General features: G+C 70.2%; 22 protein-coding genes. 20 read left to right on the top strand and 2 right to left on the bottom strand.

Translation table 11 applies throughout. The annotated features are described in order from the left end of the window. Window positions 1-237 precede the first annotated feature (237 nt). Window positions 238-984, bottom strand: coding sequence for an arsenical resistance protein ArsH (gene arsH / locus BY998_RS13470; RefSeq protein WP_110352132.1), 747 nt, complete (start codon window positions 982-984; stop codon window positions 238-240). Between the two features lie 50 nt (window positions 985-1,034). Here arsH and BY998_RS13475 point away from each other — a divergent pair, with 50 nt between their 5' ends. From BY998_RS13475 to BY998_RS13520, 10 genes are all read left to right on the top strand, one after another. Continuing rightward, window positions 1,035-1,394: a metalloregulator ArsR/SmtB family transcription factor gene (locus BY998_RS13475; RefSeq protein ID WP_110352133.1), complete on the top strand. Its 360-nt coding sequence runs from the start codon at window positions 1,035-1,037 to the stop codon at window positions 1,392-1,394. Continuing rightward, window positions 1,387-1,824, top strand: a complete 438-nt coding sequence (gene arsC / locus BY998_RS13480; protein ID WP_110352134.1) for an arsenate reductase (glutaredoxin) — start codon at window positions 1,387-1,389, stop codon at window positions 1,822-1,824. Before BY998_RS13475 ends, arsC begins: the two co-directional genes overlap by 8 nt. A gap of 6 nt (window positions 1,825-1,830) precedes the next feature. Further along, complete coding sequence (arsB, locus tag BY998_RS13485) at window positions 1,831-2,898, top strand: ACR3 family arsenite efflux transporter (protein ID WP_110352135.1); 1,068 nt, start codon at window positions 1,831-1,833, stop codon at window positions 2,896-2,898. Continuing rightward, on the top strand, window positions 2,888-4,090 hold the full coding sequence (locus BY998_RS13490) for an MFS transporter (protein WP_110352136.1): 1,203 nt from the start codon (window positions 2,888-2,890) through the stop codon (window positions 4,088-4,090). The genes arsB and BY998_RS13490 overlap by 11 nt, the downstream gene beginning before the upstream one ends. A gap of 82 nt (window positions 4,091-4,172) precedes the next feature. Beyond that, window positions 4,173-4,403 (top strand): hypothetical protein, encoded by a 231-nt coding sequence (locus BY998_RS24385; protein ID WP_177302883.1) that lies wholly within the window; start codon window positions 4,173-4,175, stop codon window positions 4,401-4,403. Between the two features lie 134 nt (window positions 4,404-4,537). Beyond that, window positions 4,538-4,939 carry a hypothetical protein gene (locus BY998_RS13500; protein WP_110352137.1) on the top strand — a complete coding sequence of 134 codons (402 nt, stop codon included), beginning with the start codon at window positions 4,538-4,540 and terminating at the stop codon, window positions 4,937-4,939. Window positions 4,940-5,021: 82 nt separating this feature from the next. Further along, window positions 5,022-5,432: a FixH family protein gene (locus tag BY998_RS13505; protein WP_110352138.1), complete on the top strand. Its 411-nt coding sequence runs from the start codon at window positions 5,022-5,024 to the stop codon at window positions 5,430-5,432. Beyond that, window positions 5,429-6,967, top strand: a complete 1,539-nt coding sequence (locus BY998_RS13510; RefSeq protein ID WP_110352139.1) for an efflux RND transporter periplasmic adaptor subunit — start codon at window positions 5,429-5,431, stop codon at window positions 6,965-6,967. Before BY998_RS13505 ends, BY998_RS13510 begins: the two co-directional genes overlap by 4 nt. Further along, on the top strand, window positions 6,964-10,137 hold the full coding sequence (locus BY998_RS13515) for a CusA/CzcA family heavy metal efflux RND transporter (protein WP_110352140.1): 3,174 nt from the start codon (window positions 6,964-6,966) through the stop codon (window positions 10,135-10,137). The genes BY998_RS13510 and BY998_RS13515 overlap by 4 nt, the downstream gene beginning before the upstream one ends. 19 nt (window positions 10,138-10,156) lie before the next feature. After that, window positions 10,157-10,633, top strand: coding sequence for a DUF411 domain-containing protein (locus BY998_RS13520; RefSeq protein ID WP_181425517.1), 477 nt, complete (start codon window positions 10,157-10,159; stop codon window positions 10,631-10,633). A gap of 13 nt (window positions 10,634-10,646) precedes the next feature. On the opposite strand, the gene BY998_RS13525 is transcribed toward BY998_RS13520, so the two are convergent. Continuing rightward, window positions 10,647-11,387, bottom strand: a complete 741-nt coding sequence (locus tag BY998_RS13525) for an NYN domain-containing protein (RefSeq protein ID WP_110352141.1) — start codon at window positions 11,385-11,387, stop codon at window positions 10,647-10,649. A gap of 345 nt (window positions 11,388-11,732) precedes the next feature. Here BY998_RS13525 and BY998_RS13530 point away from each other — a divergent pair, with 345 nt between their 5' ends. The 10 genes from BY998_RS13530 (at window position 11,733) to BY998_RS13575 (ending at window position 22,630) form a co-directional block, all read left to right on the top strand. Beyond that, window positions 11,733-11,945, top strand: coding sequence for a heavy-metal-associated domain-containing protein (locus BY998_RS13530; protein WP_048463373.1), 213 nt, complete (start codon window positions 11,733-11,735; stop codon window positions 11,943-11,945). A gap of 92 nt (window positions 11,946-12,037) precedes the next feature. Beyond that, window positions 12,038-12,511 carry a hypothetical protein gene (locus BY998_RS13535; RefSeq protein WP_110352142.1) on the top strand — a complete coding sequence of 158 codons (474 nt, stop codon included), beginning with the start codon at window positions 12,038-12,040 and terminating at the stop codon, window positions 12,509-12,511. 85 nt (window positions 12,512-12,596) lie between these two features. Beyond that, window positions 12,597-14,336, top strand: a complete 1,740-nt coding sequence (locus tag BY998_RS13540) for an efflux RND transporter periplasmic adaptor subunit (RefSeq protein ID WP_110352143.1) — start codon at window positions 12,597-12,599, stop codon at window positions 14,334-14,336. Window positions 14,337-14,347: 11 nt separating this feature from the next. Further along, window positions 14,348-17,497, top strand: coding sequence for an efflux RND transporter permease subunit (locus BY998_RS13545; RefSeq protein ID WP_110352144.1), 3,150 nt, complete (start codon window positions 14,348-14,350; stop codon window positions 17,495-17,497). A gap of 21 nt (window positions 17,498-17,518) precedes the next feature. Then, on the top strand, window positions 17,519-17,884 hold the full coding sequence (locus BY998_RS13550; RefSeq protein WP_048463377.1) for a hypothetical protein: 366 nt from the start codon (window positions 17,519-17,521) through the stop codon (window positions 17,882-17,884). Window positions 17,885-17,910: 26 nt separating this feature from the next. Then, window positions 17,911-18,309 carry a DUF305 domain-containing protein gene (locus BY998_RS13555; protein ID WP_110352145.1) on the top strand — a complete coding sequence of 133 codons (399 nt, stop codon included), beginning with the start codon at window positions 17,911-17,913 and terminating at the stop codon, window positions 18,307-18,309. Between the two features lie 180 nt (window positions 18,310-18,489). Next, window positions 18,490-18,822 (top strand): four-helix bundle copper-binding protein, encoded by a 333-nt coding sequence (locus BY998_RS13560; RefSeq protein WP_048463379.1) that lies wholly within the window; start codon window positions 18,490-18,492, stop codon window positions 18,820-18,822. 55 nt (window positions 18,823-18,877) lie between these two features. Further along, entirely contained in the window at window positions 18,878-19,360 is a 483-nt protein-coding gene (locus BY998_RS13565; RefSeq protein WP_048463380.1) for a DUF305 domain-containing protein, read from the top strand. Window positions 19,361-19,427: 67 nt separating this feature from the next. Further along, window positions 19,428-21,887 (top strand): heavy metal translocating P-type ATPase, encoded by a 2,460-nt coding sequence (locus BY998_RS13570; RefSeq protein WP_110352146.1) that lies wholly within the window; start codon window positions 19,428-19,430, stop codon window positions 21,885-21,887. A gap of 8 nt (window positions 21,888-21,895) precedes the next feature. Beyond that, window positions 21,896-22,630, top strand: a complete 735-nt coding sequence (locus BY998_RS13575) for a DUF4396 domain-containing protein (protein WP_110352147.1) — start codon at window positions 21,896-21,898, stop codon at window positions 22,628-22,630. Window positions 22,631-22,701 lie beyond the last annotated feature (71 nt).

Here is a 22,701-nt window from a genome sequence, read left to right on the forward strand (position 1 = left end):
CCGGGAAAAGGTTTGGTCACGGGCCAGGCCAACGCAAGGGGCATGACGCAAACCCGGTCACGGATGGGCGCGGCGCGCGAACGCCGGCCTATCACGCGTCCGCTTTCAATGCTTGGACGCCGACAGCTGCCGGTCCGCTTTCGGCCATGAGTTAGCATGCCGACTGGTCGGCTACGCGCCACAAGCTGACAATCATCTTCGGTCAATCGAGCGTCCGCTTACTGGGCGAGAGCAGACCTACCGCTTCACCAATCCGATGTCGGCAGCGACCGACTTGAGCCAATCGGGCTCGCGCTCCTTCCGCTCAGAGTAGCGGTCGACGAGGTGATCGGCCCGCCCGCGGGTCAGCAGGGTGAACTTCACCAGCTCCTCGCAGACGTCCACAACCCGGTCGTAGAGTGGGCCCGGCCTCATGCGGCCTGCCTCGTCGAACTCCTTGTAAGCCATCGGCACTGAGGACTGGTTCGGGATGGTGAACATCCGCATCCAGCGCCCGAGGATGCGCAGGCTGTTCACGGCGTTGAAGCTCTGCGATCCGCCGGAGACCTGCATCACCGCGAGCGTGCGTCCCTGCGTCGGGCGCACCGAGCCCTCGCTCAGCGGCAGCCAGTCGACCTGGGCCTTCATCACGCCGGTCAGGTTACCGTGCCGCTCGGGGCTGATCCAGACCTGCCCTTCCGACCAGATCGAGAGCTGCCGGAGTTCCTGCACCTTCGGATGATCGGCGGTGCTGTCGTCCGGTAGCGGCAGTCCGTCCGCGTGGAAGATGCGGACCTCGCCGCCCATCGCCTCCAGCAACCGCGCCGCCTCGTAGGCCAGGAAGCGGCTGAACGACCGCTCCCGGAGCGACCCGTAGAGGACGAGGAACCGAGGCGCATGGTCGAGCGGCGTCGGCGCCGCCATCCGCTCCTCGGACGGCACCTCGAAATGCGCCTCGGAGAGGTTCGGCATCCCGTCGGCGAACGGCTGCTGGGGCTTGTCCAAGGCGGTTCTTTCCTCTACGTTTCAACGAAAGTTGATATGTAGGTCATTCGATGGACGAACGGCAAGCCCTCGCCGCCTTCGCCGCCCTCGGCCAGGAGCACCGGCTCCGGGTCGTGCGCGCCCTGGTCACCGCCGGCCCGGACGGGCTCGCCGCCGGCGTCCTCGCCGAGACGGTGAACGTCGCCGGCAACAACCTGTCCTTCCACCTGAAGGAGCTCTCCCACGCCGGGCTGATCACATCCCGGCGCGAGGGCAAGTCGGTCATCTACAGCGCCGCCTATGGCGGCCTGTCCGACCTGCTCGCCTTCCTGATGCGCGACTGCTGCCAGGGCCGACCCGAGGTCTGCGGCTCCGTCGTTGCGGCCCTGTCCGCCTGTGATTGCCCCGCGGGAGACACCGCCCATGCCTGAGGCGTTCGACGTCGTCGTCTACCACAACCCCGCCTGCGGGACCTCGCGGAACACGTTGGCGATGATCCGCAACGCCGGCGTCGAGCCGCACGTGGTCGAGTACCTGAAAACCCCGCCCGCGCGGTTGCTGTTGGTGCAGCTCCTCGCCCGCGCCGGCCTCACGGTTCGGGACGCGCTGCGCGAGAAGGGCACGCCCTACGCCGAGCTCGGCCTCGCCGACCCGGCGCTGACCGACGAGCAACTCCTCGACGCCGTCGAGGCTCACCCGGTCCTGCTCAACCGCCCGCTGGTCGTGAGCCCGAAGGGCGTGCGCCTGTGCCGGCCGTCCGAGGCGGTGCTTGACCTGTTGCCCGACCAGCAGGGCGAGTTCGTCAAGGAGGACGGCGAGCGCGTCGTCGACGAGCGCGGCCGTCGCGTCGCCACCGCCTGAGGCACCATGAGCACCTTCGAACGCTACCTGACCCTCTGGGTCGCCCTCTGCATCGTGGCCGGCATCGCGCTCGGCCACGTCATGCCGGGTTTCTTCCACGCCGTCGGCGCAGCCGAGGTCGCCAAGGTGAACCTGCCGGTGGCGGTGCTGATCTGGCTCATGGTCATCCCCATGCTGCTCAAGATCGACTTCGCCTCGCTGCGGCACGTCGGCCGGCACTGGCGCGGCATCGGCGTGACCCTGTTCATCAACTGGGCGGTGAAGCCCTTCTCGATGGCCGCGCTCGGCTGGCTGTTCATCGGCTACCTGTTCCGGCCCTACCTGCCCGCCGACCAGGCCGACAGCTACATCGCCGGGCTCATCATCCTGGCGGCGGCGCCCTGCACCGCCATGGTGTTCGTTTGGTCGAACCTGACGAAGGGCGAGCCGCACTTCACCCTGAGCCAGGTGGCGCTCAACGACACCATCATGGTGGTCGCCTTCGCGCCCATCGTCGGCCTGCTGCTCGGCCTCTCGGCCATCACGGTGCCCTGGGGCACGCTGGTGCTGTCGGTCGTGCTCTACATCGTCATCCCGGTGATCATCGCCCAGGTCGTGCGCCGCGCCCTCCTCGCCTCGGGCGGGCAGGCGGCGCTGGACCGGCTGCTCGCCCGGCTCGGCCCGGTCTCGCTGGCGGCGCTCCTGGCCACCCTGGTGCTGCTGTTCGGCTTCCAGGGCGAGCAGATCCTGGCGCAGCCCGCGGTCATCGGCCTGCTCGCGGTGCCGATCCTCATCCAGGTCTACCTGAACTCGGGGTTGGCCTACCTCCTGAACCGCGCCGCGGGCGAGCAGCACTGCGTCGCCGGCCCGTCGGCGCTGATTGGCGCCTCGAACTTCTTCGAGCTGGCGGTCGCGGCAGCGATCAGCCTGTTCGGCTTCAACTCGGGCGCGGCGCTCGCCACCGTGGTCGGCGTGCTCATCGAGGTGCCGGTGATGCTCTCGGTCGTGTGGATCGTGAACCGCAGCCAAGGCTGGTACGAGCGCGGCGCGGCGGGCAAGGGAGCGGCCCTGAAGCCTGCCTCCCGTGAGATCTGAGGCCCGCGGCCGCCTCGCCGTCATCTCGGCCCTGGGCGTGGTGGAGATCCTCGCCTGGGGCTCGTCTTTCTACCTGCCGGCGGTGCTCGCCGGTCCCATCGCCGCCGACACCGGCTGGCCGCTGGCCTGGGTGGTCGGCGGCCTGTCCGTCGGGCTCCTGGTGGCGGCCATCGCCTCGCCCCGCGTGGGAATCGCCATCAACCGGCACGGGGGACGCCCGGTCCTGGCGCTGGCCGCCCTGCTGCTGGCGGCCGGCCACGTCGTGATCGGGCTGGCGCCGAACCTTCCGGCGTTCCTGGCGGGATGGCTGGTCATCGGGCTCGGCATGGGCTGCGGCCTGTACGATCCGGCCTTCGCGACCCTCGGACGTCTCTACGGGGCCGAGGCCCGCCCGGCCATCACCACGCTGACGCTGTGGGGCGGCTTCGCCAGCACCGTCTGCTGGCCGCTCTCGGCCTTACTGGTCGAGCAGGTGGGCTGGCGTCTCGCCTGCCTCGCCTATGCCGGGCTGCACGTCGCCGTGACCCTGCCGCTCGTGCTCGTCATGATCCCGGCGGCGGCGGCCCTGGCGTGCGACCGGGACGGGGGCCGGCGAGAGGACGGGCCGCTCACCTCCCGCGAGCGTCGGGCCTTCCTGCTGATGGCTGGTGTCCTGATCCTAGGCGGCACCGTGATGGCGCTGGTCTCCGTCCACCTGATCGCGCTGCTGCAGGCCCGCGGCGTGGCACTCGCCGCCGCGGTGTCCTACGGCGCCCTGATCGGGCCGGCCCAGGTCGGCGCCCGCATCGTCGAGATGGCTGCGAAGGGGCGGCACCACCCGCTCTGGACGCTGACCGCGGCCATGGTGCTGGTGGCAGCCGGCCTGGCGGTCCTCGCGGCCGGCGTGCCGGCGGTCGGCGTCGCCCTGGTGCTCTACGGGGCCGGCAACGGGATCTACTCCATCGCCCGGGGCACGGTGCCGCTCGCCCTGTTTGGCCCGGTCCGCTACCCGGTGCTCGTCGGACGCTTGGCGCGGCCGGGCTTGATCGCGCAGGCCGTGGCACCCTCCCTCGGCGCGGTGGCGCTCACTTACGGCGGCGCCGACGCGGCCTACGGCCTGCTGGTGGCGCTCGCGCTGGCGAACCTCGGCCTGGCGATAGCCTTGTGGGGGGCGCGGCCGGACGTCGTCGAGGGAAGCGGCGCCGTTCGCTGAACGGAGGCTGCGCGCAGGCTTCAGAACCGGTTCAACGCGACTTGCCCAGTCTGGAGACATCTCAACCGAGGAGGGTCCTCCCATGAAGCTTCGCATCGCAGGTCTGGTTGCGGCTGCCCTGGTGCTGCTCCCCGGCGCCGCCTCCGCGCAGTGGTACGAGCGCGGGCCGCGCCATCATCACCATCACCACTGGGATCACCATCATCACCATGGCTACGGTTACCGCCACGGCTACGAGCGTCACCACCATCACGGCTACGATCGCCCCGTCCACTTCGACCGGGGCCACCACCATCACCATCACGGATACTGAACGCCGCTAAGAACCGCCGGGATCGCCCGACACGGTCCCGGCGGCGATTTGCCCTTGACCTCCCCACGGTAGGAAGACTTAACCCGACGTCCATCGACCTTCCGAACGACCCGAAAAACTGGCATCGTCGATTCGTGACGTTCAGGCTCGCCCTCCGGCGGCTGCTCCCGCTTCTGGCGGTTCTCAGCCTCGCCCTGACGCCGGTGACCGCTTCCGCGGCCGCCGCGGGTATGCACGCGTCCATGACGGCGCAGGCGCACGGCCCGACGCCCGCTATGGACCACGGCGCCATGGACATGGCCGGCATGGACATGGACGACATGCCCTGCTGCCCGCCCGAGAAGGCGGAGAAGCCGGATTGCGCCAAGGCCGGCTGCCCGTTGCTGGCGCTCTGCCTCGCCCACGTCGCGTCCGTCCTGCCAACCTCGGTCCCAGTCCCGGCCCCGGTCGCCACGCGCATGAGCCGGGCCTGGCCCGACGCGGCCTCCTTCGCCAGCCTGCACGGGTCCCCGCTACCCGAGCCTCCCCGAGCCTGAACCCGATGCCGCCGGCGCTGGCGCCGGCACGGTGACGCGCGCCTGCACGTCGCCTTCCATTGCGTTCAGGAGACAGACACCCGTGACCGAAAACCCCTTCGCGCGCGCCGTGCCGGCCGCGCTGCTCGCCGCCGCCCTGTCGGTGTCGGCGATGACCGTCCCCGCCCTGGCGGACATCAAGGACTACCGCTTCGAACTCGTGCAGCAGGAGGCGAAGGTCGGCGAGGCCGTCATCGCCGTCCGGCTCGTCGACCGGCGGAGCGGCAAGCCGGTGACCGACGCGGTGGTCTTCGCTAAGCGCCTCGACATGGCCCCCGACGCCATGGAGGAGATGGCAACCAAGGTCGAGCAGGTCCCCTCGACCGAGCCCGGCGTCTACCGCTTCAAGGCCAAGCTCTCGATGCAGGGCCGCTGGCGCCTGTCGCTGGCCGCCAAGGTCCAGGGCGAGACCGGCACGGTCGAGGATAAGCTGGTCCTTCAGGCCGCGAAATGATCCGCCCGGCATGGTTCGCCGGCACCCTCGCCGCGCTCGCGGCGGGGGGCCTCGGCTATTGGGCCGGACGGCAGGATGGCTCCGTCCCGGCGCTCGTCGAACGGGCGAGGTCCGAGTACGTGCCGGCGCTGGTCGAGCGGGCCCGGCACGGCGTCACCAGCCTGCTGCCCGCCGCGCAGGCGCCGGCCCCGTCCAAGCCCGCGTCCGGACCGGTGGTCTACTACCAGGACCCGGACGGGAAGCCGGTCTACTCGGCATCCCTGATGATTACGGAGGACGGGCGCGTGTTCCGGGCCGTCCGGGCGAGCGAGGACGTCAGCTTCGACGGCCCCGACGTGGGCAAGGCCATGCCCGCCGACATGTCCAAGCATGAATTGGCCGGGCTCGGCATGTCGCAGGGCGGGATAACCAAGCCCGCCGGGGGGGCCCTCAAGGTCCTCTACTACCGCAACCCGATGGGGCTGCCCGACACCTCGCCGGTGCCGAAGAAGGACTCGATGGGGATGGACTACATCCCCGTCTACGCGGGCGAGGACGAGGGCGGGAACGTCGTGACCGTCTCGCCCGGCAAGGTCCAGCGCACCGGTGTGCGGACCGAGACCGTCGACCGGCGGGTTGTGGCGCAGCCGGTGCGCGTGCCCGGCACGGTCGCCCTCGACGAGCGGCGCATCACCGTCATCGCGACCCGGTCCGACGCCTACGTCGACCACGTCGAGAACGTCACGACCGGCGACCGCGTCCGCAAGGGCCAGGCGCTGGTCCACGTCTACTCGCCCGAGATCAACGCCGCCGCTGCCCAGCTCATCGCGAACCCGGGCTTCGACGGGGCGCGCCGCAGGCTCCAGAACCTGAACGTCTCCGAGGCCGTCATCGACGAGATGGAGCGTACCCGGAAGGTGCCGATGGCCATCACGTGGGCCTCGCCCCGGGACGGCCTCGTCCTGCAGCGGACCGCCATCGAGGGCATGAAGGCAGCGGCCGGCGACACCCTGTTCCGGATCGGCGACATCTCGACGATGTGGGTGCTGGCCGACGTGCCCGAGCGCGACCTCGCCGGGGTGCGCGTGGGACAGGCCGTGACCGTGCGCCTGCGCTCGACCCCGGGCCGGACCTTCTCCGGCAAGGTGGCGGTCGTCTACCCGCAGGTGAACCCGGAGACCCGGGCGACGCGGGTGCGCATCGAGCTGCCGAACCCGGACGGCGCGCTGCTGCCCGACATGTACGCCGACGTCGAGATCGCGACCGGCGACGCCGAGCCGGTGGTGGCGGTCCCGGACGACGCGGTCATCGACACCGGCGCGCGCCAGGTCGTGCTCCTCGACCGCGGCGAGGGCCGGTTCGAGCCGCGGGCGGTGAAGGTCGGCGTCCGCGGCGGCGGCTACACCGAGATCCGCGACGGCATCGCGGCCGGCGACCGGGTGGTCACGGCGGCGAACTTCCTGATCGATGCCGAGAGCAACCTGAAGGCCGCGCTCCAGTCCCTGGCCGCCCCGAAGGACGACCGGCAGGCCGCCAATGCGGGAGGCACGCCGTGATCGCGCGCCTCATCGGCTGGTCGGCCCGAAACCTCGTCCTGGTGCTGGTCGGAACGGTGTTCGCCGTCGCCGCCGGCGTGCTGGCGCTGCGAACCCTGCCGCTGGACGCCATCCCCGACCTCTCGGACGTGCAGGCCATCGTCTACACCGAGTACCCCGGGCAAAGTCCGACGACCGTCGAGGACGTCGTCACCTTCCCCCTCACGACCGCCATGCTGACGGTTCCGAAGGCGAAGGTGGTACGCGGCTTCTCGTTCTTCGGGGTCTCGTTCGTCTACGTCATCTTCGAGGACGGGACCGACCCGTACTGGGCGCGCTCGCGCGTGCTGGAGTTTCTCAACGGCGCCGCGAGCCGCCTTCCGGCCGGCGTGACGCCGACGCTGGGCCCAGACGCAACCGGCGTCGGCTGGGTGTACCAGTACGTGGTGGTGGCGCGTGAGCGGACGCTCGCGGAGCTCCGGTCGCTGCAGGACTGGGTGGTCCGGTTCGGGGCCTCGCGCGCCGAGGGCGTGGCCGAGGTCGCGGGCGTCGGCGGCTTCGTGAAGCAGTACAACGTCGTCGTCGACCCGAACCGCCTGCGCGCGCAGGGCATCTCCCTGACCAAGCTCCGCGACGCCATCCGGTCGAGCAACGCCGACGTCGGCGGGCGCACGGTCGAGCTCTCCGAGTTCGAGTTCATGGTGCGCGGGCGGGGCTACCTGAAGGGCGTCGGCGACATCGAGAACATCGTCCTGAAGACCTCCGGCGGCACGCCGCTGCGGGTGCGGGACGTGGCCCGCGTCGAGCTCGGGCCGGACGAGCGGCGCGGCATCACCGAGATGAACGGCGAGGGCGAGGTCGCGGGCGGCATCGTCCTTCAGCGGTTCGGCGCCAACGCACTCAGCGTCATCGAGGGGGTCAAGGCGAAGCTGGCCGAGGTCGCGAAAAGCCTGCCGGCCGGCACGGAGATCCTGCCGGTCTACGACCGCTCCCAGCTCATCGACGCGGCCATCGACACCCTGCGGCACACGCTGGTCGAGGAGAGCGTCGTGGTCTCCCTGGTCTGCGTCGTCTTCCTGCTGCACGTGCGCAGCGCGCTGGTCGCCATCCTGATGCTGCCGGTCGGCATCCTGATGGCCTTCGCCGGCATGAAGGCGCTCGGAATCGGCGCCAACATCATGAGCCTGGGCGGCATCGCCATCGCGGTCGGCGCCATGGTCGACGCCGCCATCGTGATGATCGAGAACGCCCACAAGCACCTGGAACGGGCGCCGCCGGGCAAGCCGCGGGTCGAGATCCTGGTCGAGGCCGCAGCGGAGGTCGGCCCCTCCCTGTTCTTCTCGCTCCTCGTCATAACGGTCTCCTTCCTGCCGATCTTCACCCTGGAAAGCCAGGAGGGACGGCTGTTCGGGCCGCTCGCCTACACCAAGACCTTCGCCATGGCGGCCGCCGCGCTCCTGTCGGTGACCCTGGTCCCGGCGCTCATGGTGCTGTTCGTGCGCGGGCGGATCGTCCCGGAGCACCGCAACCCGCTCAACCGCCTGCTCATCTGGCTGTATCGGCCGCTCATCGCCGGCGTTCTGCGGGCGCGGGTGCTCACCATCCTGCTCGCCGTGGTCGTCCTGGCGGCGACCGTCTGGCCGGCCCGGCAGCTCGGTTCCGAGTTCATGCCCGACCTCGACGAGGGCAGTCTGCTCTACATGCCGACGACCCTCCCGGGGATCTCGGTGACCAAGGCCGGCGAGCTCCTGGCGACCCAGGACCGCATCATCAAGTCCTTCCCGGAGGTGGCCTCTGTCTACGGCAAGGCCGGCCGCGCCAACACGGCGACCGACCCGGCGCCGATGGAGATGTTCGAGACGGTCATCGCCCTGAAGCCCAAGGCGGAGTGGCGGCCGGGCGTGACGCTGGCGAGCCTCAAGGCGGAGATGGACGCCGCGCTCCAGTTCCCGGGCGTGTCGAATGCCTGGACGCAGCCGATCCGCGCCCGCATCGACATGCTCTCGACCGGCATCCGCACGCCCGTCGGCATCAAGGTGCTCGGCACGGACCTGAAGCAGATGGAGGGTGTCGCCCGCCAGGTCGAGGCGGTGGTCCGCAACGTGCCCGGAACGTCGAGCGCCTACGCCGAGCGTGTCATCGGCGGCTACTTCCTCGACATCACTCCCGACCGCGAGGCGCTCGGGCGGTACGGCCTGATGGTCGGGGACGTGCAGGACGTCATCGCCACGGCGCTGGGAGGCCAGGCCGTGACGAACACGGTTGAGGGTCGCGAACGCTACACGGTGAACGTGCGCTACCCTCGCGGCTTCCGCTCGGACCCGCGGGCCATCGCCGACGAGGTGCAGGTGCCGTTGCCGGCCGGCGGCACGGTGCCCCTGCGGGAGGTGGCCAAGGTCGAGCTGACCCGAGGCCCGACCTCGATCCGCACCGAGAACGGGCAGCTCGCGGTCTACATCTTCGTCGACATCGCCGGCCGAGACCTCGGCGGCTACGTGGCCGAGGCACGTCAAGCCGTGGCAGACGAGGTCAAGCTGCCCCAGGGCACGACGCTCCAGTGGAGCGGGCAGTACGAGTACCTGGAGCGGGCGGAGGCGCGCCTGCAAATCGTGGTGCCGCTGACGCTGCTCGTCGTGTTCCTTCTCCTCTACCTGAACTTCCGGCGGCTGACCGAGACGCTCATCGTGATGCTCTCGCTGCCCTTCGCCGGGGTCGGCGGGGTGTGGCTGCTCTGGTGGATGGGCTTCAACATGTCGGTCGCGGTGGCCGTCGGCTTCATCGCGCTCGCCGGCGTCGCGGCGGAGACCGGGGTGATCATGCTGGTCTACCTCGACCACGCCCTCGACGAGGTTCGGGCCGAGTGCGACCGCGAGGGCCGCCGGCTCACGCGCGCGGACCTGCGGCGGGCCATCATGGTCGGCGCGGTCGAGCGGGTGCGTCCGAAGATGATGACGGTGGTGGCCATCATGGCCGGGCTCCTGCCCATCCTCTGGAGCACCGGCGCGGGGTCGGAGGTCATGCAGCGCATCGCGGTGCCGATGATCGGCGGCATGGTCTCCTCGACGGTCCTCACCCTGGTCGTGATCCCGGCGGTCTATGCGCTGGTGAAGGGGTGGGGCCTGCCGCCGTCCGATGCCGTCGCGCCCGAGGCGGCGGAAGGGAACCTGCGGCTGCCCGAGGCGGCCGAGTGAGAGCGAAGGGGAGATGTCGATGAGGAGCGATACGATGCCGTCCAGGCGTGCCGTGCTCGCGGGGTTCGCGGCTGCGTTGGCATTAGGCCGGGGCGCCCTGGCAGAGGGACGTCCCACGGTCGCGGTGACCAAGGACCCGAACTGTGGCTGCTGCGAGAAGTGGGTCACCCACCTGCGCGAGGCCGGCTTCACCGTCACCGTGACCGAGGGGCCCGTGAACCCGGTGAAGGCGCGCCTCGGCGTGCCGCGCGACCTCGCCTCCTGCCACACCGCCCAGGTCGACGGCTACGTGGTCGAGGGCCACGTTCCGGCCGGAGCGATCAAGCGGCTCCTGGCGGAGAGACCCCAGGGGACTGGGCTGGCCGTACCGGGCATGCCGGTCGGCTCGCCCGGCATGGAGGTCGATGGCATGGAGCCGGACACATACGAGATCACACTCTTCGGTCCCAAGGGGCGGAGCGCCTTCGCCCGGTACCGAGGCGGTGAACCAGCCTAAGTCAGCGGCGTCTTCAGCGTTCGGGTATCGCCGCTGCGGGCGGGGGCGCTTTCGCGCCCGACTTGGGCGCGGGCTTCTGACGCTGATCCCACATCACGTATCCAGCCGGCGGGTCGTACTCGTGCGGACGCATGACGGAAGCTTGCCCTTCCGCGGTGACGAGGCCCGGAAAGAGTGCCCTCTCGATATGCTCCCGGTTGAGCGCGATCTTGTGCGGCGTGTGCGACAGGATGTGCTGCGAGTGAGTCCGGCCCGGGGGGCTGACGCTGACGAGCTTCTTCTTCGGGAAGCGCCTCGCAAATAGCCCCGCGGTGGCCGCTTGGTCCGTATCTGCCGTCAGAAGATATGCAGTATCCATGACGTCCTGTACGGCATCGTCATAGACGCTGAGTGCGAGATTGATGTCTGTGGCCTTCTCGGTTGGCTTCTGCCAAATGGAACCGCAGTCCCTGCACTTGGCGTCCTCTTTGCTGAAGTGCCCAAGGGTGGTCTCGACACCGACCAGCTTGAGGGCTCGAACCAGCCTTTCGTGGCGGATTTTCTTGCTGTGGTCGCCCGGATAATAGGCCGTGCAGAACACGACGCGGACGAGTTCCTCCGACTGACGCGGGATGATGGATTCCCCCAGCTTCCAGAAGTTGCACCATTTCAGGAACGGCTCTCCTAAGTCATTGACAGAATGGTATAAATTGAATCCGTCGATATAGAGTGCAGCCCGAATTCTGGATTTTCCCACTTGACTATCCAGCCCCATGCACTCATATCCGATCCGTCAACGCTGAACGGTGCGCCGTCAGCAACCCATGGGCTCCGGCCCGTGTGAAGCCCGTAGGCTCAGGCCTGCGGGCTTCTTGGTTTCCGAGGCTGTTCTATTCTGAGTTCGCCTCTCTGGGTACTGTGTTTTTCCCCTCACCGATCCGCTGAGCGAAACCGGAAGGGCATGCGCCATTCCCTGCCAAATCGGACCAAATTTCAGGCCCCGACGTCAGTTGAGATGTCACGTGCCGACGATAATCAGACCCACCATATGGGATTGTCCCTTGACCTTCCCATGATGGGAAGCCCCATCTGGGTGTGACGCCATCCAAGGGAGTGCGTCATGCATCGCTTCAAGGTCGAGAAGATGGGCTGCGGCGGCTGCGCCAAGTCGGTGACCCGCGCAGTCCTCGGCATCGAGCCGAACGCCCGGGTCGAGGTCGAGCTCGGAGCCAAGCTCGTGACCGTGTCGGATGCCGCCGGCCCGGCGGACCGGATCGCCCAAGCCATCGCCGCGGCGGGCTTCCCGGCCGAGCCGCTGCTCGCGGCGGCTTGAAACGCCGCGACGGCAACCAAACCTGCCTGCAGGCATTCACGTCTCAACGGCGGACATAGTCCCGCCACCGGAATCGGTGTAAGCCAGAACTCATGAGCCTCGACCGGCAAATCGTGCGCCTGATGGCGGCGATGATCCTCGCGATCATCGCCTACGTCGTGCCGTCCGCCGTCCAGGCCCACGAGGGGCACGCGCACCACGGCCACCACGCCGCGGCGCAGCCGAAGTTCGCCCCGTCGCCGGCGCCCAAGGCCGTCGCGCCCACGGTCTCCGCGGCGCCCAAGGTCGTCGTCCGGGCCGTAATGTCGGCATGGGCCAGGGTCGCGCTCGCCCCGACCACGGTCGACGGCGCGCGCATCGAGCCGGAACAGGACAAGTGCTGCCCGGTCGGCTGCAAGACCCGCTGCTGCGGGACGATGGCCTGCTGCGCCACCGGCGTCCTGTCCGGGCCCTATGCCCTGTCGCCGGCCCTGTTCCGGACCGTCACGCTGATCCCGCGCGACGTCGCCGGCCGTTCGGGCCCCGGCCCCGAGGCCCTGCCCAAGCCCCCACGAACCCTCGCGTGAAGTAGGGCGCGCCTGAGGCGCGCGACGCCCGGAGTGCGCCCGAGAACGGCGCCGTCCGGACTTCCCGACGCGAGGATTCCTGTTCATGTCGACCCGTTTTGCCGCCGCCCTGCGCGCGGTGGCGCTGCTTGCCGCCGTCCTGGCGGGGCCGGCGCTCGCCCACGAGGGGCACGACCACGGCGCCGCCCAGCCCCCTGTCTCGAAGACCATCGCCCCGCGCGGCGAGGCGCTCTCGGACGCCTTCGAGCTCGTCGCCATTCCGCGCGACGGGACCCTGACGCTGTTCCTCGACCACTTCCGGACGAACGAGCCGGTGCCCGGCGCGACCATCGAGGTCGAGACGCCCGACGGTCCCAGGGTCGCGACCGCCATGGCCGACGGCGGCTACGCGCTGCCGGCCCCGTGGCTATCGAAGCCTGGCCGGCACGATCTCGTGGCGACCGTCACGGCCGGGGACGCGGTCGATGTGCTGACCGTGGCGGTCACCGTGCCCGACCCGAAGGTCGCCGCGGCCGCGGCGCCTGCCATGCCGGCCCCGGCTCAGGCTGCCTTGGCACGTGTCTCCAAGGTCGCCCACGACGTCCGGGAGCGGCTCACGGCCAAGGACCCAGCCCTGGTGGCCGCGGTCGCCGTCGCCTTCCTGCTCGGCGTGCTCGTGACGGCGCTCGCACGCGGGCGCCGTGGCGCTCCGGCGGTGGCGCTGGTCGCCATCGGCATCACCATCGTCCTCGGCACCGCCGCCTTCGCGCACGGCGACGAGGATCACGGCGCGCCCGTGCAGGGCGCGGCCCTGATCGAGCCGCGCCAGACCACGCCGGCCTCGTCGGACCTCGCGCAGCGCCTGCCCGACGGCTCCGTCTTCGTGCCGAAGCCGACCCAGCGCCTGCTGGTCCTGCGCACCACCATGACCGAGCAGGGCAGCTTCCACCGCTCGTTCGAGCTGCCCGGCCGCATCATCCCCGACCCCAACGCCAGCGGCGTCGTGCAGTCCTCGGTCGGCGGCCGTCTCTCGCCGCCGCCCTCCGGCCTGTTCCCCCGCCTCGGCACGAAGGTGCGCAAAGGCGACGTGCTCGCGACCGTGACCCCGCCGGTCCAGGCCGTCGACGTCTCCGATATGCGCCAGCGCCAGGGCGAACTCGACCAGCAGATCGCCATCGTCGAGCGTCGGGTCGAGCGTTTCCGGAAGCTCGCGACCACCGGCGCCGTTGCCCAGACCCAGCTCGACGACGCCGTCGCCGAGCTCAACGGCCTGCACGACCGCCGCGCGGCCCTCGACAAGATCAGGCAACAGCCCGAGACCCTGGTCGCCCCCGTCGACGGCGTGGTGGCGCAGGCGACCGCGGTAGCCGGCCAGATGGCGGCACCCGGCGCCATGGTCTTCCAGATCGTCGACCCGAACCGCCTCTGGGTCGAGGCGCTGAGCTTCGATGCCCTGACGGCGGCCCAGAACGCCACGGCGCGGCTCGCCGACGGGCGCACCCTGAAGCTCGCCTACCAGGGCACGGGGCTGGCCGACCGCAACCAGGCCATCCCGGTGCAGTTCGCGGTGCAGGGCGACGCCTCCGGCCTGCGCGTCGGCCAGTTCGTCACCGTGCTCGCCGGGACCGACACCGAGCAGTCCGGCCTGGCGCTGCCGCGCGCGGCGGTCGTGCGCACCGGCAACGGGCAGGACGTCGTCTACGAGCACACCACCGCCGAGCGCTTCGAGGCCCGGCCCGTGCGGGTCGAGCCGCTCGACGGCGGCCGCGTGCTGGTCGCCGAGGGGATCGGGCCCGGCAAGCGGGTGGTGACCCAGGGCGCCGAACTCCTCGACCAGGTGCGCTGAGGAGACCGGTCATGTTCACCTTCCTCGTCAGCCAGTCGGTCCGCAACCGCCTACTCGTCCTCGCCATGGCCACGGTATTGGTGCTCTACGGCGCCTTCACCGCGACCAAGCTCCCAGTCGACGTCTTCCCCGACCTCAACAAGCCGACCGTCACAATCATGACGGAGGCCGAAGGGTATGCGCCCCAGGAGGTCGAGCAGCTCGTCACCTATCCCATCGAGACCCGGATGAACGGTCTGCCGGGCGTGACCCGGGTGCGCTCGGTCTCCGGTGTGGGCCTGTCCATCACCTACGTCGAGTTCGACTGGGGCACCGACATCTACCGTAACCGGCAGCAGGTCGCCGAGCGGCTGTCCCTGGTGCAGGACCAGCTGCCCCGGGGCGTGACCCCGGTCATGGGGCCGATCTCCTCCATCATGGGGCAGATCCTGCTGGTGGCGGTCACCAGCGAGACCGCGACCCCGATGCAGGTGCGCGAGGTCGCCGACTTCACCATCCGGCCCCGGCTCCTCACCATTCCGGGCGTGGCGCAGGTCATCCCCATCGGCGGCGAGGTGCGCCAGTTCCGGGTCAGCCCGAACCCGGCCGCCATGCGCTCGCTCGGGGTGACGAACGCCCAGCTTGAGACGGCGCTGGCGCAGTTCGGCACCAATGCCGGTGGCGGCTTCACCGACCAGCATTCCCGCGAGTACCTCATCCGGAATATCGGCCGGACCATGAGCCTCGACGACCTGCGCAACCTCGTGGTCGCGACGGTCGCCGAGACGCCGGTCCACTTGCGCCAGGTGGCCGAGGTCTCCTTCGCCGCGAAGGTGAAGCGGGGCGACGCCGGGTACATGGCCAAGCCCTCGGTCATCGTCTCGGTCGAGAAGCAGCCGGACGTCGACACGGTGCGGCTGACCCGCAGCATCGAGACGGCCCTGAAGGAGATGTCGCCGACCCTGCCGGCCGGCATCCGAGCCGACCAGGTCCTCTTCCGCCAGGCCGACTTCATCGAGACCTCGATCCGCAACGTCGAGCGTGTCCTCGTCGAGGCCGTGCTGGTGGTGGCGGTGGTGCTGTTCGCCTTCCTGCTGAACCTGCGCACCACGGCCATCTCGCTGCTCGCCATCCCGGTCTCGGTGCTGACGACCGCGGTGGTGTTCCACCTGTTCGGGCTGTCCATCAACACGATGACGCTGGGCGGGCTCGCCATCGCCATCGGCGAGCTCGTCGACGACGCGGTGGTCGACGTCGAGAACATCTACCGGCGGCTCGGCGAGAACCGGCGGGCCGGCAACCCGAAGCGCGTGTTCCAGGTGGTGGTCGAGGCCTCGAACGAGGTGCGCTCCGGCATCGTCTACGCGACGCTGATCATCATCCTGGTGTTCGTGCCGCTCTTCGCCCTCTCGGGCATCGAGGGCCGGCTCTTCGCGCCGCTGGGGCAGGCCTACATCATCTCGATCCTGGCGAGCCTGCTCACCTCGATCACCCTGACGCCGGTGCTGGCGTCCCTGCTGCTGCCGGGCTTGAAGAACCTGGAGGAGCACGACAGCCGCTTCCTGAAGCTGCTCAAGCGCGGCAACGCCGCCCTTCTGCGGGTCGCCTTCCGCCACAAGGGCCTGCTGGTCGGCACCGTCGCGGCGGCGGTGGTGGCCGCGGGCGTGGCCGCCTGGAACCTGCCGCGGGCCTTCCTGCCGCCGTTCAACGAGGGCTCGTTCACGGTCAACATGACCTTCAACCCGGGCATCTCGCTCGCCGAGAGCAACCGGGTCGGGCTGATCGCCGAGAAGCTGCTCTTGGACATCCCGGGCGTGAAGGCGGTGGGCCGCCGGACCGGGCGGGCCGAGCTCGACGAGCACGCCGAGGGCGTCCACTCGTCCGAGATCGAGGTGGCGCTCGACGAAGGCGCCAAGCGTCCGAAGGAGGCGCTCGTCGCCGACATCCGCGGGCGCCTCGCGGCCCTGCCGGTGGCCGTCAACGTCGGCCAGCCGATCTCGCACCGGCTCGACCACATGCTCTCGGGCGTGCGGGCCGAGATCGCCCTCAAGGTGTTCGGCGAGGACCTCGACGCCCTGCGGCGGGTCGCCAACTCCCTGCGCGACCGGATGGCCGCGATCCCGGGCCTCGTCGACCTGCAGGTCGAGCGGCAGGTGCGCATCCCGCAGCTGGAGGTGCGCGTCGACTACACCCGGGCCGCCCTTTACGGCGTGCAGCCGGCGGCGGTCGTCGAGCAGATCAGCCGCCTCTCGAACGGCCGCGTGGTCTCGACGGTGGTCGACGGCGTGCGCCGCTTCGACGTGGTCCTGCGCCTCTCGGAGAACCGCCGGACCACGACGGGCCTTGGAGATCTCCTGCTGGAGACGCCCTCGGGCTGGGTGCCGGCGCGGCAGGTCGCCGACATCCGCGAGACCGACGGGCCGAACCAGATCCTGCGCGAGAACGCCCGCCGCCGCATCGTCGTCCAGGCCAACACCAACGGCGAGGGCGACATGGGCACCATCGTGGCGGCCATCCGCGAGGCCGTGGCGAAGGAGCCGCTGCCGCCCGGCTTCTTCACCAGCCTGGAGGGCACCTTCCAGGCGCAGGAGGAGGCGAGCCGGACCATCGCGGCGCTCTCGGCGCTGTCCTTGGCCCTGGTCTTCGCCATCCTGTTCAGCCGATACCGCTCGGCCGCGCTGGCGCTCATCATCATGGGCAACGTGCCGCTCGCGCTCATCGGCTCGGTGGCGGCGCTGTGGCTGGTCGGGCAGCCCCTGTCGGTGGCGTCGATGATCGGCTTCATCACGCTGACCGGCATCGCCGCGCGCAACGGCATCCTCAAGATCAGCCACTACCTGAACCTGTCGCTTCACGAGGGGGTGCCGTTCGGGCCTGACCTCGTCATCCGCGGCAGCCTGGAGCGGCTGACCCCCGTGCTGATGACAGCGCTCTCGGCCGGTGTCGCCCTGGTACCGCTGCTCTACGACGCGGCGAGCCCGGGCAAGGAGATCCTGCACCCGGTGGCGGTGACGATCTTCGGCGGCCTCGTCAGCGCGACGCTGCTCGACACCTTCCTGACCCCCGTCCTGTTCCTGCGCTTCGGACGCAAGCCGCTTGAGCGGCTGCGCGCCCTCCACGCCGAGGCGCCGGCCCACCCATCCCCGGACGGCGCGCGCCCGCGCCCGGCCGAGGCCTACTGAACCCCGAGAGGAGACCTGAGCATGATCATACCGCGAGTGACCCTGGTCGCCGGCCTGCTCGCCGCCACGACCGTGTGTGCCCACGAGACCTCCGGCCAGCACGGCGGCCGGGTGGCGGACGCCGGCAAGTTCCACGTCGAGCTCGTCGCCAAGGGCGAGACCGTCGACGTGTTCGTGTCCGACGAGGGCCAGAAGCCAGTCCCGGCCACGGGCTTCAAGGGCACGGCCATCCTGGTCGTCGGCGGCAAGCCGACCCGCGTGCCCCTGGAGCCCGCCAACGGCAACCGCCTGACCGGCAAGGCCGCGGCGGCCCTCGGCGACAGCCCGAAGGGAGCCGTGCAGCTCACCGGCCCCGACGGCGCCACCGCCAGCGGCAAGTTCAACTGACCCCGCGCACCAGGAAGAATCCTCCGATGAAGATCCTGCCCTCGACCCTCGCCGTCGCGGCCCTGGCCCTCGGTCTCTCGGGCATCGCCCTGGCGCGCGAGGCCCACGACCATGCCGGGCATGCCGGGCACGACCACGCCGCGATGACGGCGACGGACAAGGCGGACACGCCGGCCACGAAGGCGTTCCGGGACGTCGGCGCCGAGATGCACCGGGACATGGACATCCGCTACTCGAACGACGTCGACGTCGACTTCGTGCGCGGCATGATCCCCCACCACAAGGGCGCCGTCGCCATGGCCAAGGTCGCCCTCCGGTATTCCAAGGACCCCGAGATCCGGAAGCTGGCCGAGGAGATCATCAAGGCCCAGGACGTCGAGATCGCCCAGATGGAGGCCTTCCTCAAGAAGAAGGGCACCCAGTGAGGTCGCCCTCGCGCTGGTAGACGGCGCTCCCAAATCCGTGATCGTCCAGAGTATTTATTTCTGAACGCTTCGCGGATTGGGGATTTTGATATCCAGGTTATAGCTAGCTGGTCGAGCTAATACTTTATCAGATCTCTAGTTGTACCCATATCTCCCAATAAAGCCGCGATGGAGACCAGAATGAGCCACGTGTCGAGCGAGATGCAATCCTGCATCGACGAGTGCCTGCGCTGCTACCAGACTTGCCTGGGCATGGCCTCGAACCACTGCCTGCCGGCCGGCGGCAAGCACGTCGAGCCGGGCCATTTCCGCCTGATGATGGCTTGCGCGGAGATGTGCCGGACCTCGGCGCACTTCATGCTGATCGGCACCCCCGAGCACAAGCACACCTGCCTGGCCTGCGCCGAGGTCTGCGAGGCTTGCGCCAGGAGCTGCGAGCAGGTCGGCGACATGCAGGACTGCGTCGCGCAGTGCCGGGCCTGCGCCGAGAGCTGCCGGAAGATGGCCGCCTGAACCCGACGCGGCGGCCTGGCCGGCCGCCCCCGCCAACCAACCTGAGGAGGCAATCTTGTTCGTTCGCACCCTGACCCTCGCCGCGACCCTGGCGCTCGCCGGCACCGGGGCGGCCTTCGCCGCCGACCACGACCACGGCTCCATGCCGGGGCCCTCGTTCGAGCTTCCCGCGGCCTGCAAGGCGGCGTCGACCGCCAAGGAGGACTCGATGAAGGACATGCAGGGTCACATGTCCCAGGCCATGCAGGGCATGGGCGGCCAGATGACCGAGGCCCAGAAGGGCCTGCAGCAGGCCATGATGTCGATGAACGGTCCCATGATGCAGGGGATGATGGCCAAGGACGCCGACGTCGCCTGGATCTGCGCGATGATCCCGCACCACCAGGGCGCCATCGCCATGGCCCAGGTCGGCCTGAGGAACGGCGACAATCCCGAGGCGAAGAAGATCGCCGAGAAGACCATCCAGGAGCAGGAGAAGAGCATCAAGGAACTCACGTCCTGGCTCGACAAGAACGCCCAGAAGGAAGGCCGCCAGTAAGCTGCCGGCTGCTGTCGGGTCGCTCGTGGCCCGGCGGCGCCTCCTCGGCCATGCGGAAGGAGCGGTCATGAGCGACGCGCCACAGGGACATCACCCCGCCCCGGGAGGCCATGCCTGCGCGGGCGGCCACGGCCATGCCGGTCACGGGCACGGGCATGCACATGGCCATGCGCACGGCGACCAGGCCGGCATCGCGGCGAACGACGCGGGTGCCGACCGTGTGAAGGACCCGGTCTGCGGGATGTTGGTCGACCCGCATACGACGAAGCACCGGGCCGAGCACGGCGGCCACCACTACTACTTCTGCTCGAACGGCTGCCGGACCAAGTTCGAGGCCGACCCGGTCCGCTACGTAGACCCCGGCCAAGCCGCGACGAAGGCCGACCCGGTGCCCGAAGGCACGATCTACACCTGCCCGATGCATCCGGAAGTTCGGCAGGTCGGCCCCGGGGCATGCCCGATCTGCGGCATGGCCCTGGAGCCGGCGATGGTCGGCGCCGACGAAGGACCGAGCGAGGAGCTCGTCGACATGACCCGGCGGTTCTGGGTCGGGCTCGTCCTGACCCTGCCGGTGTTCGTGCTGGAGATGGGCGGCCACCTGTTCGGCCTGACCGAGCGCCTCGGCCAGCAGACGTCCAACTGGATACAGTTCGCGCTGGCGACCCCGGTCGTGCTCTGGGCCGGCTGGCCATTCTTCGTGCGAGGTTACCGCTCCGTGGCCTCGCGCAACCTGAACATGTTCACCCTGGTCGCCATCGGGACGGGGGTGGCCTGGGCCTACAGCGTGGTCGCGACGTTCGCGCCCGGGCTCTTCCCGGAGGCGCTGCGCGGGCACGGCGGGGCGGTGCCGGCCTATTTCGAGGCGGCCGCGGTCATCACCGTGCTGGTGCTGCTCGGGCAGGTGCTGGAACTGCGCGCCCGCGAGAGCACCGGTGGCGCGCTCCGCGCGCTGCTCGACCTCGCGCCGAAGACGGCCCGGCGCATCCACCCCGACGGTACGGACGAGGAGGTGCAACTCGACGCCATCGGCGTCGGCGACCGTCTGCGCGTGCGCCCCGGCGAGAAGGTGCCGGTCGACGGCGCCGTCGTGGAGGGCCGCAGCTCGGTGGACGAGAGCCTGGTGACGGGGGAATCCATGCCCGTCGGCAAGGAGGTCGGCGCCAGCGTCATCGGCGGCAGCCTCAACCAGTCCGGCTCGCTCGTGGTCGAGGCGACCAAGGTCGGGCGCGACACCATGCTGGCCCGCATCGTCCAGATGGTGGCCGAGGCGCAGCGCTCGCGCGCGCCCATCCAGCGCCTCGCCGACCAGGTCGCCGGCTGGTTCGTACCGGCGGTCATCGGCGTGGCGGTGCTCGCATTCGTCGCCTGGATGGCGTTCGGGCCGGAGCCGCGCTTCACGTTCGCGCTGCTTGCGGCGGTCGCGGTGCTCATCATCGCATGCCCCTGCGCGCTCGGCCTCGCCACGCCGATGTCGATCATGGTCGGGGTCGGCCGCGGCGCCCAGGCCGGGGTGCTGGTCAAGAGCGCCGAGGCCCTGGAGCGCATGGAGCGGGTCACCACGCTGGTGGTCGACAAGACGGGGACGCTGACGGAGGGCAAGCCGGCGGTGACGCGGGTCGTGGCGGCGACAGGCTTCGACGAGGCTACCGTGCTGCGCCTCTCGGCGAGCGTCGAGCGGGCGAGCGAGCACCCGCTCGCCCTGGCCATCGTGGCGGCCGCCGGGAAGCGCGGGATCGCGACCTCCCCCGTCGAGGATTTCGACAGCCCGACCGGCAAGGGCGCGCTCGGCACCGTCGAGGGCCGGCGCGTGGCCCTCGGCAACGCCGCCTTCCTGCGTGAGCAGGGCGTCGATGTCTCGGCCCACGCGGCCGAGGCCGACGAGCTCCGGCGCGACGGCGCCACGGCGATCTTCGCGGGCGTCGACGGGCGCGTGGCCGGCGTCATCGCCATCGCCGACCCCGTCAAGGCGACGACGCCCGAGGCGCTCGCCGCGCTTCGGGCCGAGGGCATCCGGGTCGTGATGCTGACCGGGGACAACCGCACGACCGCCGATGCCGTGGCGCGCCGGCTCGGCATCGAGGAGGTCGAGGCCGAGGTGCTGCCCGACCAGAAGGCCGCCGTGGTCGAGCGCCACAAGGCCGCCGGTCAGGTCGTCGCGATGGCCGGAGACGGCGTGAACGACGCTCCCGCGCTCGCCGCCGCGGACGTCGGCATCGCCATGGGCACGGGCACGGACGTGGCCATCGAGAGCGCCGGCCTGACGCTGCTCAAGGGCGACCTCGTCGGCATCGTGCGGGCCCGGCGCCTGTCGCGGGCGGTGATGGGCAACATCCGCCAGAACCTGTTCTTCGCCTTCGTCTACAACGCCGCCGGCGTGCCGGTGGCGGCGGGCATCCTCTATCCGTTCCTCGGTATCCTGCTCTCGCCGGTCATCGCGGCCGCGGCGATGGCGCTGTCCTCGGTCAGCGTGATCGGCAACGCCCTGCGCCTGCAGGCGACGAAGCTCGATCCCTCGTCCGCCCGCTAGGAGCCTCCATGTTCCCGACCTGGCTCCACGCCCTCGCCGTCGCGTCCCTGCTGCTGGGGGCGGCGTGCGCCCTGCTGCTGTCGGTGCAGGTCATCCGCCACCCGCAGCACATGACCGTGATGAACGTGGTCTGGCCGGTCAGCGCCCTGTTCGGCACGGTGGCCGTGGTCTGGGCCTACTTCAGATACGGGCGCCTCGCCACGATGGAGGCGCACCACCACGCCAAGGAGCGGGGCGAGGACCCGCCGAACATGACCGGCACGCCGTTCCCGGTGATGGTCGGAAAGGGCGCACTCCACTGCGGCAGCGGCTGCATGCTGGGCGACGTCGCCGCCGAGTGGCTCGCCTTCCTGGTGCCGGCGGTGGCGGTCTGGTTCGGCTGGCACTCGCTGTTCGAGGAGAAGATGTACGCGGTCTGGGTGCTGGACTTCGTCTTCGCCTACGCGCTCGGGATCGTGTTCCAGTATTACGCCATCGTGCCGATGCGGGGGCTCTCCCCCGGCGAGGGCCTCGTGGCGGCCGTGAAGGCGGACACCGCCTCGCTGATCGCCTGGCAGGTCGGCATGTACGGTTTCATGGCCTTCGCCCAGTTCTACCTGTTCCCGCACCTCGCGGGGAAACGGGCGCCGGTGAACTCGGTCGAGTTCTGGGCCGCCATGCAGCTCGCCATGGTCGCGGGATTCCTGACCAGCTACCCCGTCAACTGGTGGCTCGTCGGGTCCGGCATCAAGGAACGCATGTAGGCCAGCATGGCCTCCCATCCGGCTTGGTCGCGCGGCGGGTCCTGTCCGCCGGCATCCGCATTCCCGTCACG

The sequence above is a fragment of the Methylobacterium sp. B4 genome, from assembly GCF_003201865.1.
GTDB lineage: Bacteria > Pseudomonadota > Alphaproteobacteria > Rhizobiales > Beijerinckiaceae > Methylobacterium.

What these genes read in the sequence shown, in the direction of transcription:
- BY998_RS13550 (WP_048463377.1), top strand. Translation starts at nt 17,519, where the DNA reads ATGATCATACCGCGAGTGACCCTGGTCGCCGGCCTGCTCGCCGCCACG.
- BY998_RS13560 (WP_048463379.1), top strand. Translation starts at nt 18,490, where the DNA reads ATGAGCCACGTGTCGAGCGAGATGCAATCCTGCATCGACGAGTGCCTG.
- BY998_RS13545 (WP_110352144.1), top strand. Translation starts at nt 14,348, where the DNA reads ATGTTCACCTTCCTCGTCAGCCAGTCGGTCCGCAACCGCCTACTCGTC.
- BY998_RS13520 (WP_181425517.1), top strand. Translation starts at nt 10,157, where the DNA reads ATGAGGAGCGATACGATGCCGTCCAGGCGTGCCGTGCTCGCGGGGTTC.
- arsB (WP_110352135.1), top strand. Translation starts at nt 1,831, where the DNA reads ATGAGCACCTTCGAACGCTACCTGACCCTCTGGGTCGCCCTCTGCATC.
- BY998_RS13510 (WP_110352139.1), top strand. Translation starts at nt 5,429, where the DNA reads ATGATCCGCCCGGCATGGTTCGCCGGCACCCTCGCCGCGCTCGCGGCG.
- BY998_RS13530 (WP_048463373.1), top strand. Translation starts at nt 11,733, where the DNA reads ATGCATCGCTTCAAGGTCGAGAAGATGGGCTGCGGCGGCTGCGCCAAG.
- BY998_RS13570 (WP_110352146.1), top strand. Translation starts at nt 19,428, where the DNA reads ATGAGCGACGCGCCACAGGGACATCACCCCGCCCCGGGAGGCCATGCC.
- BY998_RS13535 (WP_110352142.1), top strand. Translation starts at nt 12,038, where the DNA reads ATGAGCCTCGACCGGCAAATCGTGCGCCTGATGGCGGCGATGATCCTC.
- BY998_RS13475 (WP_110352133.1), top strand. Translation starts at nt 1,035, where the DNA reads ATGGACGAACGGCAAGCCCTCGCCGCCTTCGCCGCCCTCGGCCAGGAG.
- BY998_RS13575 (WP_110352147.1), top strand. Translation starts at nt 21,896, where the DNA reads ATGTTCCCGACCTGGCTCCACGCCCTCGCCGTCGCGTCCCTGCTGCTG.
- BY998_RS13555 (WP_110352145.1), top strand. Translation starts at nt 17,911, where the DNA reads ATGAAGATCCTGCCCTCGACCCTCGCCGTCGCGGCCCTGGCCCTCGGT.
- BY998_RS13525 (WP_110352141.1), bottom strand. Translation starts at nt 11,387, where the DNA reads ATGGGGCTGGATAGTCAAGTGGGAAAATCCAGAATTCGGGCTGCACTC.
- BY998_RS24385 (WP_177302883.1), top strand. Translation starts at nt 4,173, where the DNA reads ATGAAGCTTCGCATCGCAGGTCTGGTTGCGGCTGCCCTGGTGCTGCTC.
- arsC (WP_110352134.1), top strand. Translation starts at nt 1,387, where the DNA reads ATGCCTGAGGCGTTCGACGTCGTCGTCTACCACAACCCCGCCTGCGGG.
- BY998_RS13540 (WP_110352143.1), top strand. Translation starts at nt 12,597, where the DNA reads ATGTCGACCCGTTTTGCCGCCGCCCTGCGCGCGGTGGCGCTGCTTGCC.